The sequence below is a fragment of the Bacillus sp. 22475 genome (assembly GCF_052044835.1).
GTDB lineage: Bacteria > Bacillota > Bacilli > Bacillales > Bacillaceae_G > Bacillus_A > Bacillus_A cereus.
Genome location: NZ_JBQENW010000026.1, coordinates 52456 through 66559, shown reverse-complemented (window position 1 = coordinate 66559; position 14104 = coordinate 52456). Strand labels below are relative to the sequence as shown.

Sequence of the window (14104 nt, the reverse complement as noted above, 5' to 3'; positions counted from 1 at the left end):
CCTGTAGCTGTTGTTACTTGTACATCTAAATCAAAAAGGTTTTTTTCATTAATCATTTTCTTTTCCCCCTAAAGTTTTTTTAAGACAATATGTCTTATGTAGCAATTAGCAACAGAAGCTATTGAATGAACCTGTGTTTCCACAACCAGGCGTACAAGCTGAGATACTTGTAATTTGTGGATCTACATCACCTGTAGCTGTTGTTACTTGTACATCTAAATCAAAAAGGTTTTTTTCATTAATCATTTTCTTTTCCCCCTAAAAATTTTTTAAGACGTTATGTCTTATGTGTCTAATTTATCAGATAAATATCCTAGTAGAATCCGTATATTCCGCAAGCTTATATTGTAAATTCACGCATTATAAAATAAAAAATATGTAAATTAAGTATTGAAAATTTAAGGACTATATTGAAAACATCCCGTTTTTATTGTATTTTTTTATATAGAACCAAAATACAGAATATTTAGAAAGAGGGTTATTTTTATGAATAAAGCACTATGGGAATTTCTAATGGAGATGAAAAAAAACAAACTTACCTTTGAAAATTATGAATTATGTCCTTCATTGGAAACTCTATCAGTTGAAGAGCGAATTGTATTAGATGAGTATGCAAAGGATTTCCGGGTGAAAAATGATGGTGGAAATCAGTGGGTTTAGAGATTGTTTAATCAATCACATTGCTTACCATATCTCCTACCGTAATCAAAGTGATGAATCTGAAATACTTCTATTTATTCAGAAATGTCTTTCCCAAAAAGGAAAGGTTTTAAATCCAGAATCTTCCGGTTTCTCTTGGGGAGAGCTATATCTAGCTCTTTCTTTTTTGACCAAACGACAACCAATAACAAAGAGAGAATTGGATAAGGCAATGGGGATTGAATTTATTTTTTTATCAGCGGATATAATAGATGATTTGTGTGATGGAGACATATTAAATCCATTATATTTTAAAAATGAATATCCCCGTTTTTTGTTAGTTTCTCAATATTTACTTATGCAAGGACTGATATACTTAACTTATAAGACAAAAGATACTGCAACAGGAGATCTCCTCCAACAACTAATACATTCGTGTTGTGGGGAATGGAAAGATATCCAATTTTGTTTTTCAATAGATAAAAAAATAATTTTAAGTGAAGAAGAATATATGAAGCTTATTGAAAAGAAATCGGGTCTACTAACAGAAACTATCTTTCGAACTATTAATCCTGAAAATAGAATTTTAAAAGAAATCACATCATATATAGGGATAGCTGGCCAGCTAAGAAATGATGCTAATGATGCCATGACAGATAATAAAAATGACCTTCAGGAATTAAAGGCTTATCTTCCTTTTTTAAAAGCTTATGAATATAGTTACATAACACAAGATGATTTTTTTAAAAATTTAACGGACAAACAAATTTCTTCTTCACCTGAAGTACGGGCATTGGTTCGGGATTACATAGAACAATCTGGAGCACTTCACTATTGTCGTATCCTATCTCGGCTATATTATAGAAAAGCATTTGCACTCTTAGAAAAGAATTTTATTCTTTCTACAGACGAAATGACTTATTTTCAAATGATGGTTATAGGCAGGGATCACTTCTATGCGTAATATTGGGTTCTGTATTCCTTTAAGCATTTTATATTTACTAATACTTTTAACGAATAACTACTATTTTCACTCTAGTAATTTTAAAGAAAGTGTTAACTCTTTATTAATTAGTCATTTTTATATGATCAGCGTTATTAGTCTTATTTTTTTCACTATAGGGTTAATTAGCTTTTTAAAAAAAAGACAATCTATTGTAGCAAAAAAATTCTTTTCTCTAACATCTGTCTTTGGGATAGCCATTCTAACATCTTTATTATCTAGCTATGATATAAATATTTTTAAAGCTATAGAGGTGAGTAGCATTTTTATGCTTTCTTATCTATTAATAAGTTTTTTCTCTAATTTCCCTGTATCTACCAAACCAAAATATGTGAAAATATTCAACCTTGTATCATTTTTAATTTCAACAGGATTGACTATTATTTATATATTTTTTTGTTGTTTTGGATATATGTCTAACAATAATTTTAGCTTTTTATTTAAAGTTTTACTAATCACTAACCTATTTCTCAGTATTAGCATCTGTGTTTTTCTTATTTCATTACATTTACGAGAAAATAATCTTAAGGTGAAAAGTCAATTATATATTCTAATTTTTGGTATTATCCTTAGTTTTTTACCAATTGTTCTACTTAATCTGATTCCTGGTCTACTTTTTGGGGAATCTAAAATTCCATTTACATATTGTTTACCTAGTATTATTATATTTCCTTTAACTATTTCTTATTTATTAATAAAGCAAGAAGTTATTGAATTTGAGATTAGAATTTCTAAATGGCTAACAAACTCACTCTTTTACTTGCTCAATTTATTCCTTTTAAATTTATCGGTTGAACAATTCATAGATTTGTCACAAAAAGAAATATTCATACTATGCAGCTTAAGTGTATTATCTGTTGTACTCTCTGTATATATATATAAACTTATTCTCTCATTATTTAGGTATTTCAACATAAAAAATGATGCGCAATCAGGTTTACATAAGATTGAACTTTTTCAAACACTCTCTAAGGAGAAACATGCTAAAGAGCTTGCAAAATTAATAGGACAGCTTATTAACCAGATGTTCAACATTAATGGTGTGTCTATAATATGGAACTCAAATAGTATTTATCATTCATTATATGAGACAGGTATTTTTCAGGATATGGATAAATTTGAGCTATTTAACCAATTGAATCAACTTGAACAGAATCTGTTACTAAAGGAAGGTACTACTCCTATTCATATTCAGTTTGAAAAATACCACTTAATTTGTTTTCCAATACTTATTTACCAAGGCATGCAGGGAGCTATTATTATTGGTGAAAAAAATGATTATACATTATTTAAACCTAAAGAAATTAATGAACTTGAAGAGGTTGTAATAAACTCGGCAAATTTACTATTAAGTGTTAATACCCTCAATAGTAATAAAAAAGAAATTCGAAAAGCAAAGGTAAAGGCTCAAAACTGGAAACAATTTAACTACCAAATTATACAGTCTCTAGAGGACGAAAGGAAAAGGCTTTCGATTTTCTTACATGATGAAATTCTTCAAATTCTTATTTTGCAATTAAACGAAATAAGAATGCTTCAGACTAAGAGAAACTTTTCTATAGATATATTAAATTCAATGGATGAGCAACTTGAAGATATTATCTATAGTATTAGAAAAATGTGTCATAATCTTCACCCTATTATCGTAGAAGATTTAGGCTTAGAAGCGAGTTTACACACACTAAAACGCGAGTTCGAATTAAATTATCGCATTCTCATTCATATACAATTTAATTGCAAATTAAAAATTCTCTCGAAGAATCTCGAAATACAGATCTATCGCATAATAAAAGAGCTACTGAATAATGCTATTAAGCATTCCAAGGGGAATAATGTTCAAATACATATCATAGAAGAAAAAGGCTGCTATGTTTGTACTGTAGAAGATGATGGCATAGGCTTTTGTGTTCCAAACAGTTTTTCTGAATTTAGTACAAGCAACCACCTTGGCCTAATGACTATCCAGCGTCAAGTTTCCGAGTTAAACGGAAATTTGAGAATATCTTCTGAAAAAGACCATGGGACATTAGTCACATTTACCATTCCAGTAAATTGGGAGGAAAAAAATGAGTATACATACACTACTAGTGGATGACCATTTGCTAGTTATGCTAGGCATCCAAAGACTACTAGAATCTGAGGAAGATATTAAGGTAATTAATACCGTCAATGATCCTTCCATATTAATTAAAACCGTGGCAGAAACCCGTCCTGATGTAATTGTTACGGACATCAGGATGAAGCAATATAACGGCATTGAACTTACAAAAGATTTATTGGCAAAATTTCCGGATGTAAAGGTTGTAATTCTATCAGGATATGATCATGAAGAATATTATAATGCGGCCTTTGAAGCTGGAGCAAGTGCATACATCACGAAAGAAAGATCAGCATTTGACCTAGCTAACGCCATTCGTCAAAGTCACATGGGATATATACTATTTTCTAAAAATCAAATTATGGGAAATAATATTGAAGCACTAACTTCTGCTGAACAAAGAATACTTCACTTAATCTCAAAAGATAAAACAAATTATGAGATTAGTATGGACCTTTCCATCAGCAAAAGAACTGTAGAATATCACATTTCTTCAATTATTAGAAAATTGGGTGTAGATTCAAGAGTTGGAGCAGTCGTAAAAGGGATTAAAAAAGGATTAATTGAGGGTTTTTAATTACAAAAGGACATTGCAAAACAGTTCCATTACAAAGTCTCTTGAAAGATAAGGTAATGCGGAAGTATAGCTCATTACTACCAGAGCCATAAAATGAAGAAATAGGTCCCAGTGATGAAGGCCTATTTCTTCATTTTAAACAACTGTTATCCTAATCATTTATTGATATTTTTTAAAACCCCAAAAATAAAATCCTTTCTTACATTAACTGTTACGCATACATCGGAAACTTAAAAGCTTCTCACAACCTCCATATAAATATGCCTCCTTTGTTTTGATAACTAAACTGTATGTAAACACCGTTCCTATTTCTATATACTTTATCAAGTTATGATTACACTGATGTTATTTAGGAGGTTTTATATTATTCACCTGTCCACCTTATATTTTGACTTCATAGCGTACATTTTTTCCTAATACTAGAGTATAACAATGCCGATAACAGTTCCTCTTAATAATAGCTTTACTAAACTGTACTTTCGTTAGAAGAGAGAGACCCTTAGACAAAAATTATCTAAGGGAAAAATAGCGTAACATTTTTATAAATCTTCTTTATTTTTCGTATCACTCAGCGATTTATGTACCCTTATGCGATATAAATTACCAATTATTTCCCTGTATCATATTCACATATATGTAAAATATCACTTATATCAATTTCCTTAATATAAGACGATTCGTAAACAAGTTGGGGTATAATCATCTTTTAATCATCATAACGGTTTCTGCTTAAACTTTTGATAGTTACGTACCTTTAACAGAAGTATACTGCCACAATCTGTACAAATATAAGCATCTACTGGTGAAGATGTAAACATCGTCTCCTTTTTCCGTATTTGTGCATATCCGACAAACTCACCTTCTCCTATGTTATGAGAACCACAATTAGAGCATGTCTGCACGACTTTTTGTTTCATGAGAGCACCACCTTTAATCTGTTTCCACTCCCTTCGACAGTTCAATTCCATTTCCCTTCCAAAAAACTTCTTATTCTCCTACATTACAACAGGAATCTCAAAATAAAAATCGTATATATACTATGAAATATATTTATTAACGGAGGAATTTTATGACTACTGTTATGACACTCGATATAGCAACAGAAATTGAAAATGCAGAAATTGATATGCTCTCTTCTAGATTAGAGGGACTACAAGCAATGAGTGGAAATCCAATGCAAGTGCAAATGAAAAATTTCGGTAGTGCCACTGCCTTTTCATCAAAAATAATTGCCGGGCCTGCTTTTAATACGGTAAAAGGTATTACAAATGCAGATGCGATTGATGCAATCATTTCTTATTATAAATCACTACAAATTCCTTGCCGTTTTGAAATTACACCAGCGCAAGGCACAACTGAACTATTTCAATACTTATCTCAAAAAGGTTTTTACCAATCTAGCTTCCATACTGCTTTGTATAGTATACCGAGAAAGGGTTCATCACTTCTTCCTTCTAATATTACATTACGAAAACTGAAAGAAAATGAATTTGATATTTTTGCAGACATATATGTACGTGGATTTAATATGCCATCCTTTACAAAAGATGGTGTTCGCCAAAATAACGAAATTCTTTACAATGAACCAGGATGGCATTTTTTCATAGCAGAAATTCAAAATAGCCCTGTTGGTATTGGTGTCCTGTATATAAATAAAGGTGTCGCATCATTAGCTGCTTCTGCTACTTTACCAGAATTTCAGCGTAAAGGCTGTCACACTGCATTAATTCAAAAACGAATTAAGACAGCTATTGAATCCAATTGTACTTTAATAGTTGGACAAGCAAGGTTCGGTAGTGGCAGTCAAAATAATATGGAACGTGCCCATATGAAAATCGCTTATACGAAATCAATATGGACTGCAAAAGACATATAATTTACTTTCTTTCTCCTTCCGTTACATTTTTAAATGTTTTATGACAATTCCTTTTCTATCCCGTTAATCATTTGAATATTCAAACTAAATTTGTTACGCTATTACTAGATACATCATTCAACTTGCAATATGAAAAGAAAATTCTAATCAAACTACAAGGAGGAGAAATGTATGACTAAGCACGAACACGGTTTAAAAGAAAAAGTAGAAGGTGCCATCGATAAGGTAAAGGGCGAAGTAAAAGAAGTTGTCGGGAAAGTAACTGACAATAAGAAGTTACAAGCTGAAGGAAAATGGGATAAGGTGAAAGGCACTGCTAAAGATACAGTCGGTAATGTGAAAGAAAAAGTACATGAATATAAGGAACATAAATAACAAAAAACACGTTAGATGCATTTTCATCTAACGTGTTTTTTATTTTACTTTATATATAATGAACCAAATAATATACGATATTTTTTTATTTCTCTATACTCTTTGTAAGTGGTTCTTTAAAGACATTTCTATTCCATACAGCAAAAATAATAAGAGAAATAATAAAGAATAAAACAAGACATATACCCAGATAATCAAAATTAACTACCTGTATGAGATTCCAAAACGGTCCCTGTAAATTATAGCTTTCAATAAGCAAAGATAATAGTTGATACCCCCCTATTAAAAAAGCCGTTATAACAGATATTGAGGTAATTAATACATTATATGAATTTCTTATTCGACTATTTTCCATTGCCCACTTATAATTCGTATTCATGAATGTACTATCTAATGTATCCATCAATGACATTCCTGCAGCAAACAAAATGGGAAAAGCAAATATACTGACAAGTGGAATAGATTGACTTGTTGCAGTTACTGTAGAAAGAGCAATTAATCCAATTTCACTCGCTGTATCAAAACCAAGCCCAAATAAAAAACCGATCATATACAATTGCTTCTGACTATCAATAAACGTAAATAAGCGCTGCGTGAAACGGTATATAAATCCCAGGTTTTCTGGCTGTTTGTCCTCTTGACTTCGTAACACTTTAATAAGGTACAACAGATTGGTAAGACCGATAATGATAAGGAATGTACTAGAAACGATTGTACCAATAATACCGCCTATAGTTGAGAAGCTCTCCATTCCATGTTTTGCAGTTTTTCCAATTAAAGCAATTAATACAATCATCACAAATACTACCGTAGAGTGTCCTAATGAGAAGTAAAATCCCACCCCCTGTGAGTTTTTACCTTTTTCAATTAATTTCCGAACAGTATTATCAATTGCGACAATATGATCACTATCAAACGCATGACGCAATCCTAAAGAATATGCAATAATAGCCATTCCGATTATGCTATTACCTTTATACAGTGCTGGTAATAATAAGAGAATTCCAAGCACATGAAAAAATATAATAATAACAAAAAAGTTAGTTGCCTTTTTCAGTTCACTTTTCCACATAGTTACTAGCCCTTTCTACTTTAAATTGAATACTTTTGAAAAAGAAAAGTGCCATAATAAAAACTACAATCGTTATAATAGTCACTAAAATAATTACAAAATTATTTAACAAGTCTGTATGATTTGTAAGTGTTAACAGAGCTGGTACTGTTGCAGTAATCCAGGATTCAACGAAGCAAACAATACCTACATAAATATGAATCTTCTTTTTCAATCCATCTTGTAGGAAAAATAAAAACCAAAGGAATGCCCAAAAGAACCAAATTATTGTACTTTGCAGACTTCCACTCTCATGTAATTGATTCACTATTCCCATAACCGTTGCAATGATAGCAACCCAAAGAGAATAGTAACCTACACCTGAAGAATCAAGTTTTAATATATTCGTAAGGCCAACATATAAATAAGTAAAACCAAATAAAAAAATAGTTCCATTAGATAGGATAGTCCACTCATCGGATTGACTTCCTGTAAATAATAAATATAATGGTGTCAAAGTTTGTAATGCCCCTACAAATAAATTAAAGTATCCTACACTTTTGCTATCAATGAGTTTAAAAGCTGCTAGTGAATTCATAAATAGAACTGCACCGACAAACAATAATCCCACATTAGTCATAGTATCCCCTTCCCTTACTTAATATTTTCGATAGGATGTTAGTTCTTCATGTAGACAATTCTCTCTAACAAAACGATGACACTGAAAAAATATAGACTCGATATCCTCTGTATTATGGCTAAGTATGCGTATGACAAAGCCTTTACATGGTGTAGAAGATATTCCAATTTTCATATTGTTAGTGTTAGAAAGTGATGTTTTCAATGCTGCAATTAAATCATTTGTAATGTTCTCATTAATAACTATGAAAGTACCATAATGGGAATATTGATTTAATATTCCCATTTGATCTAACGACTCTTTGAAAGGGTTTAACAATAGATGATCGTATACTACAAGTTTATTTTCCATATATATTTTTGTTAACGAATCAAAATATTGGTATGTGAACTTCTCCATATTTGGCGACCAACCAGGCGTAACTGAATCGCATAAAATCAATGTAGAATTATTTTGCATATATATATTTGTTTTTTGCTTATATGCTGCATCCTTGTACATAATTAACGGGTCTGGTAGATATTCCATAACAGCATTCTCACCAATATAAAAATTCAATTCTTGCAAAGCATAACTATTTGGAGTCTTGTACACTTTCGTTGCCGATTGGCTTGTTATATATGTTTTCGCATCTTTACCAACATTTATATTTATAGAATAGAAATCTCCTTTTAAATAGCCTCCACCAGAATTCATAATATAGTAATATGCTCTACCATACTCGTCCAAATATATTGGCTGCGTTACTTTTAAGGCATCTTTATGATAAACCTTAATAGGTACGGTTTTATGTCTCTTTTCCATCACATCAATATTTAAGACACCTGTAGGGGATTTCATTTTTTCAATCCTTCTAACATAATGTTTTGTCGCATCCAATTTATTAATTCTTGTAAACCTTCCTCATCCTTCAAATTTGTAAAAAAGTATGGTTTATTATGTCGGTAATTTTTCGTATCCTGCTCCATAACTCCAAGATCAGCCCCTACATAAGGTGCCAAATCCGTTTTATTAATCACAAATACATCAGATTTGATCATTCCTTGTCCACCTTTACGCGGAATCTTTTCTCCCTGTGCCACATCAATAATATAAATTGAAAAATCCACTAGCTCCGGACTAAATGTGGCAGCTAAATTATCACCCCCACTTTCAATAAAAATAATATCTAAATTATTATGTCTCATCATAAGTTCTTCAATTGCTTCAAAATTCATAGAAGCGTCCTCTCGAATTGCTGTATGCGGGCACCCTCCTGTCTCTACACCAATAATTCTATCTTCTGGTAAAACACCTGTTTTCAATAAAATTTTTGCATCTTCTTTCGTATAAATATCGTTTGTAATTGCTGCAATTTCATAATCTGTATTTAGATGTTTTGTTAACTTTTCAACTAACATTGTTTTCCCAGCACCTACTGGGCCACCGATACCAATTCTAATAGGCTTTATCATTTTATTTTTTCCTCCCTATGACATGAAGACCCTTACATTTACATCTTCATGTTGCATTTGATTTATTTCGAATTCAGGATCATTCAATCCAAAATCCTCTAATGAAAGTATTTGAATTCTATCAATAGATTCACAGATTAATTCATGGCATTCTTGTAATAGTTTTTGACCATCTGTTTGTCCAAGAGGAATGGCTCTCACACCGTTTTGAATTATACTTCCAACACTTGAGTATAAGAAAACTAAGAGCGTTTCTTCTATTGTCATTTTCAATTCCGCCCCTAATATTCCGTATACGATACTCGGATGACCTTGTAATTTATTACCCATAATATTTTCTTTATATATATTTAAATTTACAAATGAGAACAATTCACACAATAATTTAGAAGTACTTTTACTAATCATTCTATTTGCTTTTCTACATTCAAAAGGCAGTGTTTGTGCTGTTATTAAATCATCTAAAAATGTAATTTGTTCTCTCTCATTAGTCTTAATTGCTTCGTAAGTATATTTGCAAATTAAGCCATCCGTGTATGTTAATTGGACTTTTATATATCGATTAACCCATTTGAAAAATTCGGCTTTATTTGTAACTTGTCCCTCTTGAATAAACGTTTCTAATCCAAAAGAGTGACTAAAACTTCCTGTTGGGAAGTTCGAATCACTAATTTGGAGTAGGTTAAGTAAGTTAAATATGTTTGTGTGAAGCATGCTTGAATGGTTTTGGTAATACTCTATTTTCTTTTTGATAAGGAACACCTTCCTTTTTAAGTAAATCTTCTACTAAGTAGTCATTTGCCAAAATCATGCACCCTTCATCGAATTGTGCCGGTAAATGTCTATTTCCTAAGTTATGAGCAATAATTCCCATTTCTTTTATTGATGTTGGAGTAATTACAATCACCTCTTCTGGTAATACTTCAATATATACAATTCGATTTTCATCTTCATATAAAATATCACCGTTCTTTAATGTTTCTCCACTATCTAAAGACACCCCAATTTCAAAACCAGATTCTGAATATAATTTCTGAACCCTCTTCAGTAAAAGCTCACTAGAAATCGATATTTTATCAAGATGCTTTTTTGTATTTGAGAAATCATTCATATTACATACGTTGTTATTAATTTTTTCAATAATCATTTTATCTCCCCCGTTATATCAAAATAAAAAATATCTTTGAGCCATAGGTAGTATATCTACTGCTTCACACGTGATTACTTGTCCATCAACTTTAACTTCATATGTCTGCGGATCTACTTCAATTTTTGGTGTTGCATTATTTAGTTTCATATCTCGCTTCGAAATCTCTCTCGTGTTTTTAACAGGTAATACAACTTTATTTAAACCTAATTTTTCTTTAATATTATTCTCATAAGCTACTTTCGATACAAATGTAATCGAACTTGACTGTACTGCTTTTCCATATGCACCAAACATCTTTTTTTCATAATATGGTTGTGGGGTAGGAATCGAAGCATTCTCGTCTCCCATTAATGCCATCACTACCATCCCGTTTTTCAAAACCATATCTGGCTTAACACCGAAAAATTGTGGATCCCATATTACAAGGTCTGCATACTTTCCTACTTCAATAGAGCCAACATATTCTGAAATCCCATGTGTAATAGCTGGATTAATTGTATACTTAGCTATATAACGTTGAATTCTATTATTATCGTTATATTCTTTATCTCCCTCTAAACTACCAATCTGCTTTTTCATTTTATCGGCGGTTTGCCAATTGCGAATAATAACCTCTCCAACCCTTCCCATCGCCTGTGAGTCAGAGCTAATCATGCTGAAAATCCCTAAATCTTGCAAAATATCCTCTGCCGCGATTGTTTCTTTTCGAATCCTTGAATCTGCAAACATTACATCTTCTGGAATATTCGCTTTTAAATGATGACATACCATGAGCATATCTAAATGTTCATCCAGCGTATTCACTGTATATGGCAAGGTCGGGTTCGTTGAAGATGGTAAAATATTATTCAGCGCAGCAATCTTTATAATATCTGGTGCATGCCCACCTCCAGCTCCTTCAGTGTGGTACGTATGAATAACACGATTATCAATAGCTTTTATCGTTTCTTCCACAAAACCACATTCATTTAAAGTATCCGTATGAATAGCGACTTGAATATCATATTTATCAGCAATCTGTAACGAGTGATTAATTGCTGAAGAAGTCGCTCCCCAATCTTCATGGATTTTCAATCCGATAGCCCCTGCAAATATTTGTTCTTCCAGGGCAGGTAGACTTGAACTATTTCCTTTCCCTAAAAACCCAAGGTTTACAGGAAAAGCTTCTGCCGCTTCTAGCATTTTTCTTAAGTTCCAAGATCCAGGTGTTATTGTAGTTGCCTTAGTCCCTTCTGCCGGTCCTGTTCCCCCACCAATTAAAGTTGTTATACCTGAAGCTAATGCTGTATCAATTTGTTGTGGGGATATGAAATGCACATGTGTATCAATACCTCCAGCTGTAACGATTTTCCGCTCACCCGAAATTACTTCCGTTGATGTTCCAATGATGATATCAATGTTATCCATAACTGAAGGATTACCACTCTTACCTATTGCTGAAATCTTTCCATCTTTTATACCAATATCCGCTTTATATACTCCTGTATAATCAATAATAATTGCATTGGTAATAACAACATCCACAACCCCCTGTTCTCTTGTAAGTTGTGAATTTTGTCCCATACCATCCCTAATTGATTTTCCACCACCAAAGACAGCTTCATCACCATATACAGTGGCATTTCGATCAACATGTGCGAATAATTGTGTATCCGCTAAACGTATAGAATCTCCTGTAGTTGGACCATATAAATCAGCATATTGTTTACGTGACATCTTAAAACTCATGCTATCTCCCTCTTTTTGTGTAAGATTGAATATCGCCATCCACTTTATTTTTAAATCCATATACTTCTTGTTCCCCTGAATATGGAACTAATTCAATCGTTTTTTCATCTCCAGGCTCAAATCTTACGGCTGTACCTGCTGGAATATTTAAATGTTGTCCAATTGCTACACTACGATTGAATTTTAACGCCTCATTCACTTCATAAAAGTGGTAATGAGATCCAATTTGAATAGGTCTATCTCCCTGATTTAGCACTTTGACTTTCGTTGCTTTTTTATTTTCATTACATACTATTTCTTCTTTCGCAAGGATATATTGCCCTGGAATCATAACATTCACTTCCTTTAATGAATTGGTTGATGAATAGTTACTAATTTTGTTCCATCAGGAAAAGTTGCCTCAACTTGAATGTCTGATATCATGTCTGCAATACCCTCCATAACATCTTCAGCACTTAAAATGTTTTTTCCAAGCTCCATTAATTCCGCTACATTTTTACCATCTCTTGCTCCTTCCAAAATTTCATACGTAATAATAGCGATACTTTCTGGATAGTTTAACTTAAGTCCCCTCTCCTTTCGTCGATAAGCTAAATCAGCCGCAACAACTACTAGCAGTTTATCAATTTCTCTTGGCGTTAATCTCATTACACTCTTCCTTTTTGAAGTATTTTAAAACTAAGAATATTCTAAAAATAAAAGGTGTATTTTCAATGTCCTTCCCGTGTTTTCTCCATGTTTTTTTGCTATCAATCAAATAAAAAAAAGAGCCCATCGGCTCTTTTTTTATTTTCCTTCATTCTTCTCTAGCACGTATAAATCTTCTTCGATATTCGTTAATTTCTCACTTACAAGCTTTCTTGCATCTCCAATTGCTTGATTGTATGCAAATGGTCCAACTAATTTAATCATTTCTTCTATTAAACGCTCTGCTTGGAAACGTCCAATTTCATCTAAATCTTCTTCCATAAAAAATTGCTGAATTTGTGCTACAAGCTCTTCTTTTTTATCATTTGGTATTTTTATATTCATCATCGTTGTTACTCCTCTATATTTAAGATAGTATCTTCCTTAACTCTATCATAGAAAAACGATTACCAGGACAGCTTTTTGTAACTCCTTCTAACTCCCTATGACCGAGTATATTTTCTTTCTTTACAGCAAATTGCTTCATAAACATTTTACATAAAGAATATAATGCATTCACTTGTGCAGGAGTTGGATCGTATTTATCAAAATTTCCCGTCATACATATTCCAATTGTATGACGGTTATGATTTTTCGCATGCGCTCCAATATGTAAACCTCGTCCTTCCACTACAATTCCGTCCTCTTCGATAAAATAGTTGTAACCAATCCCACTCCACCCTCTTACAGTTTGATGAAATTCATGCGTTTTATACACATCCCATCCATCTTCAGCTGTATGGTGAATAATAAGTTTATTTACTTTTTCTAAAGGAACTAATTCATCTTGAAATGTTAGATTGACACGTTTAATTTCCATTTGAAC

At 32.1% G+C, this 14104-nt stretch carries 19 protein-coding genes; 6 read left to right on the top strand and 13 right to left on the bottom strand.

Annotated elements, in window-relative coordinates:
• Positions 1 to 105: 105 nt before the first annotated feature.
• Positions 106 to 246: a gallidermin/nisin family lantibiotic gene (locus ACTJJY_RS26100; RefSeq protein ID WP_023522751.1), complete on the bottom strand. Its 141-nt coding sequence runs from the start codon at positions 244 to 246 to the stop codon at positions 106 to 108.
• Between the two features lie 240 nt (positions 247 to 486).
• Here ACTJJY_RS26100 and ACTJJY_RS26095 point away from each other — a divergent pair, with 240 nt between their 5' ends.
• The 4 genes from ACTJJY_RS26095 to ACTJJY_RS26080 are packed head-to-tail and all read left to right on the top strand — an operon-like array spanning position 487 to position 4317.
• Complete coding sequence (locus tag ACTJJY_RS26095) at positions 487 to 660, top strand: hypothetical protein (protein WP_023522753.1); 174 nt, start codon at positions 487 to 489, stop codon at positions 658 to 660.
• Positions 635 to 1603 (top strand): polyprenyl synthetase family protein, encoded by a 969-nt coding sequence (locus ACTJJY_RS26090; RefSeq protein WP_063548357.1) that lies wholly within the window; start codon positions 635 to 637, stop codon positions 1601 to 1603. The genes ACTJJY_RS26095 and ACTJJY_RS26090 overlap by 26 nt, the downstream gene beginning before the upstream one ends.
• Positions 1596 to 3737: a sensor histidine kinase gene (locus tag ACTJJY_RS26085; protein WP_089171604.1), complete on the top strand. Its 2142-nt coding sequence runs from the start codon at positions 1596 to 1598 to the stop codon at positions 3735 to 3737. The genes ACTJJY_RS26090 and ACTJJY_RS26085 overlap by 8 nt, the downstream gene beginning before the upstream one ends.
• A complete protein-coding gene (locus tag ACTJJY_RS26080; RefSeq protein WP_023522756.1) occupies positions 3709 to 4317 on the top strand; it encodes a response regulator transcription factor in 609 nt (202 codons plus the stop codon). The genes ACTJJY_RS26085 and ACTJJY_RS26080 overlap by 29 nt, the downstream gene beginning before the upstream one ends.
• 713 nt (positions 4318 to 5030) lie before the next feature.
• Here ACTJJY_RS26080 and ACTJJY_RS26075 read toward each other — a convergent pair.
• Positions 5031 to 5234 (bottom strand): hypothetical protein, encoded by a 204-nt coding sequence (locus ACTJJY_RS26075; protein WP_063549354.1) that lies wholly within the window; start codon positions 5232 to 5234, stop codon positions 5031 to 5033.
• Between the two features lie 152 nt (positions 5235 to 5386).
• Here ACTJJY_RS26075 and ACTJJY_RS26070 point away from each other — a divergent pair, with 152 nt between their 5' ends.
• Both ACTJJY_RS26070 and ACTJJY_RS26065 read left to right on the top strand, forming a co-directional pair.
• Entirely contained in the window at positions 5387 to 6193 is an 807-nt protein-coding gene (locus ACTJJY_RS26070) for a GNAT family N-acetyltransferase (RefSeq protein WP_440606959.1), read from the top strand.
• A gap of 171 nt (positions 6194 to 6364) precedes the next feature.
• On the top strand, positions 6365 to 6568 hold the full coding sequence (locus tag ACTJJY_RS26065) for a CsbD family protein (protein WP_095690377.1): 204 nt from the start codon (positions 6365 to 6367) through the stop codon (positions 6566 to 6568).
• A gap of 85 nt (positions 6569 to 6653) precedes the next feature.
• On the opposite strand, the gene ACTJJY_RS26060 is transcribed toward ACTJJY_RS26065, so the two are convergent.
• The 11 genes from ACTJJY_RS26060 to ACTJJY_RS26010 form a co-directional block, all read right to left on the bottom strand.
• On the bottom strand, positions 6654 to 7640 hold the full coding sequence (locus ACTJJY_RS26060; protein ID WP_440606958.1) for a HoxN/HupN/NixA family nickel/cobalt transporter: 987 nt from the start codon (positions 7638 to 7640) through the stop codon (positions 6654 to 6656).
• Complete coding sequence (locus tag ACTJJY_RS26055) at positions 7627 to 8259, bottom strand: AmiS/UreI family transporter (RefSeq protein WP_440606957.1); 633 nt, start codon at positions 8257 to 8259, stop codon at positions 7627 to 7629. The genes ACTJJY_RS26060 and ACTJJY_RS26055 overlap by 14 nt, the downstream gene beginning before the upstream one ends.
• 18 nt (positions 8260 to 8277) lie before the next feature.
• Positions 8278 to 9099, bottom strand: a complete 822-nt coding sequence (locus tag ACTJJY_RS26050) for an urease accessory protein UreD (protein ID WP_048655779.1) — start codon at positions 9097 to 9099, stop codon at positions 8278 to 8280.
• The gene (gene ureG, locus ACTJJY_RS26045) at positions 9096 to 9713 is read right to left on the bottom strand and encodes an urease accessory protein UreG (RefSeq protein WP_016080654.1); all 618 of its coding nucleotides are present in this window, start codon (positions 9711 to 9713) and stop codon (positions 9096 to 9098) included. The genes ACTJJY_RS26050 and ureG overlap by 4 nt, the downstream gene beginning before the upstream one ends.
• Before the next feature lie 15 nt (positions 9714 to 9728).
• Positions 9729 to 10427, bottom strand: a complete 699-nt coding sequence (locus tag ACTJJY_RS26040) for an urease accessory protein UreF (protein WP_048655781.1) — start codon at positions 10425 to 10427, stop codon at positions 9729 to 9731.
• Positions 10405 to 10860: an urease accessory protein UreE gene (locus ACTJJY_RS26035; protein ID WP_048655782.1), complete on the bottom strand. Its 456-nt coding sequence runs from the start codon at positions 10858 to 10860 to the stop codon at positions 10405 to 10407. Before ACTJJY_RS26035 ends, ACTJJY_RS26040 begins: the two co-directional genes overlap by 23 nt.
• 18 nt (positions 10861 to 10878) lie before the next feature.
• Complete coding sequence (gene ureC / locus ACTJJY_RS26030) at positions 10879 to 12591, bottom strand: urease subunit alpha (protein ID WP_440606956.1); 1713 nt, start codon at positions 12589 to 12591, stop codon at positions 10879 to 10881.
• A gap of 1 nt (position 12592) precedes the next feature.
• The gene (locus ACTJJY_RS26025) at positions 12593 to 12922 is read right to left on the bottom strand and encodes an urease subunit beta (protein ID WP_440606955.1); all 330 of its coding nucleotides are present in this window, start codon (positions 12920 to 12922) and stop codon (positions 12593 to 12595) included.
• Between the two features lie 14 nt (positions 12923 to 12936).
• Complete coding sequence (locus tag ACTJJY_RS26020; protein WP_440606954.1) at positions 12937 to 13239, bottom strand: urease subunit gamma; 303 nt, start codon at positions 13237 to 13239, stop codon at positions 12937 to 12939.
• Positions 13240 to 13377: 138 nt separating this feature from the next.
• Positions 13378 to 13626 (bottom strand): DUF2164 domain-containing protein, encoded by a 249-nt coding sequence (locus ACTJJY_RS26015; protein WP_000981064.1) that lies wholly within the window; start codon positions 13624 to 13626, stop codon positions 13378 to 13380.
• A 19-nt stretch (positions 13627 to 13645) separates the two neighbouring features.
• Positions 13646 to 14098: a peptidoglycan recognition protein family protein gene (locus tag ACTJJY_RS26010; RefSeq protein WP_377820990.1), complete on the bottom strand. Its 453-nt coding sequence runs from the start codon at positions 14096 to 14098 to the stop codon at positions 13646 to 13648.
• Between the last annotated feature and the right edge of the window lie 6 nt (positions 14099 to 14104).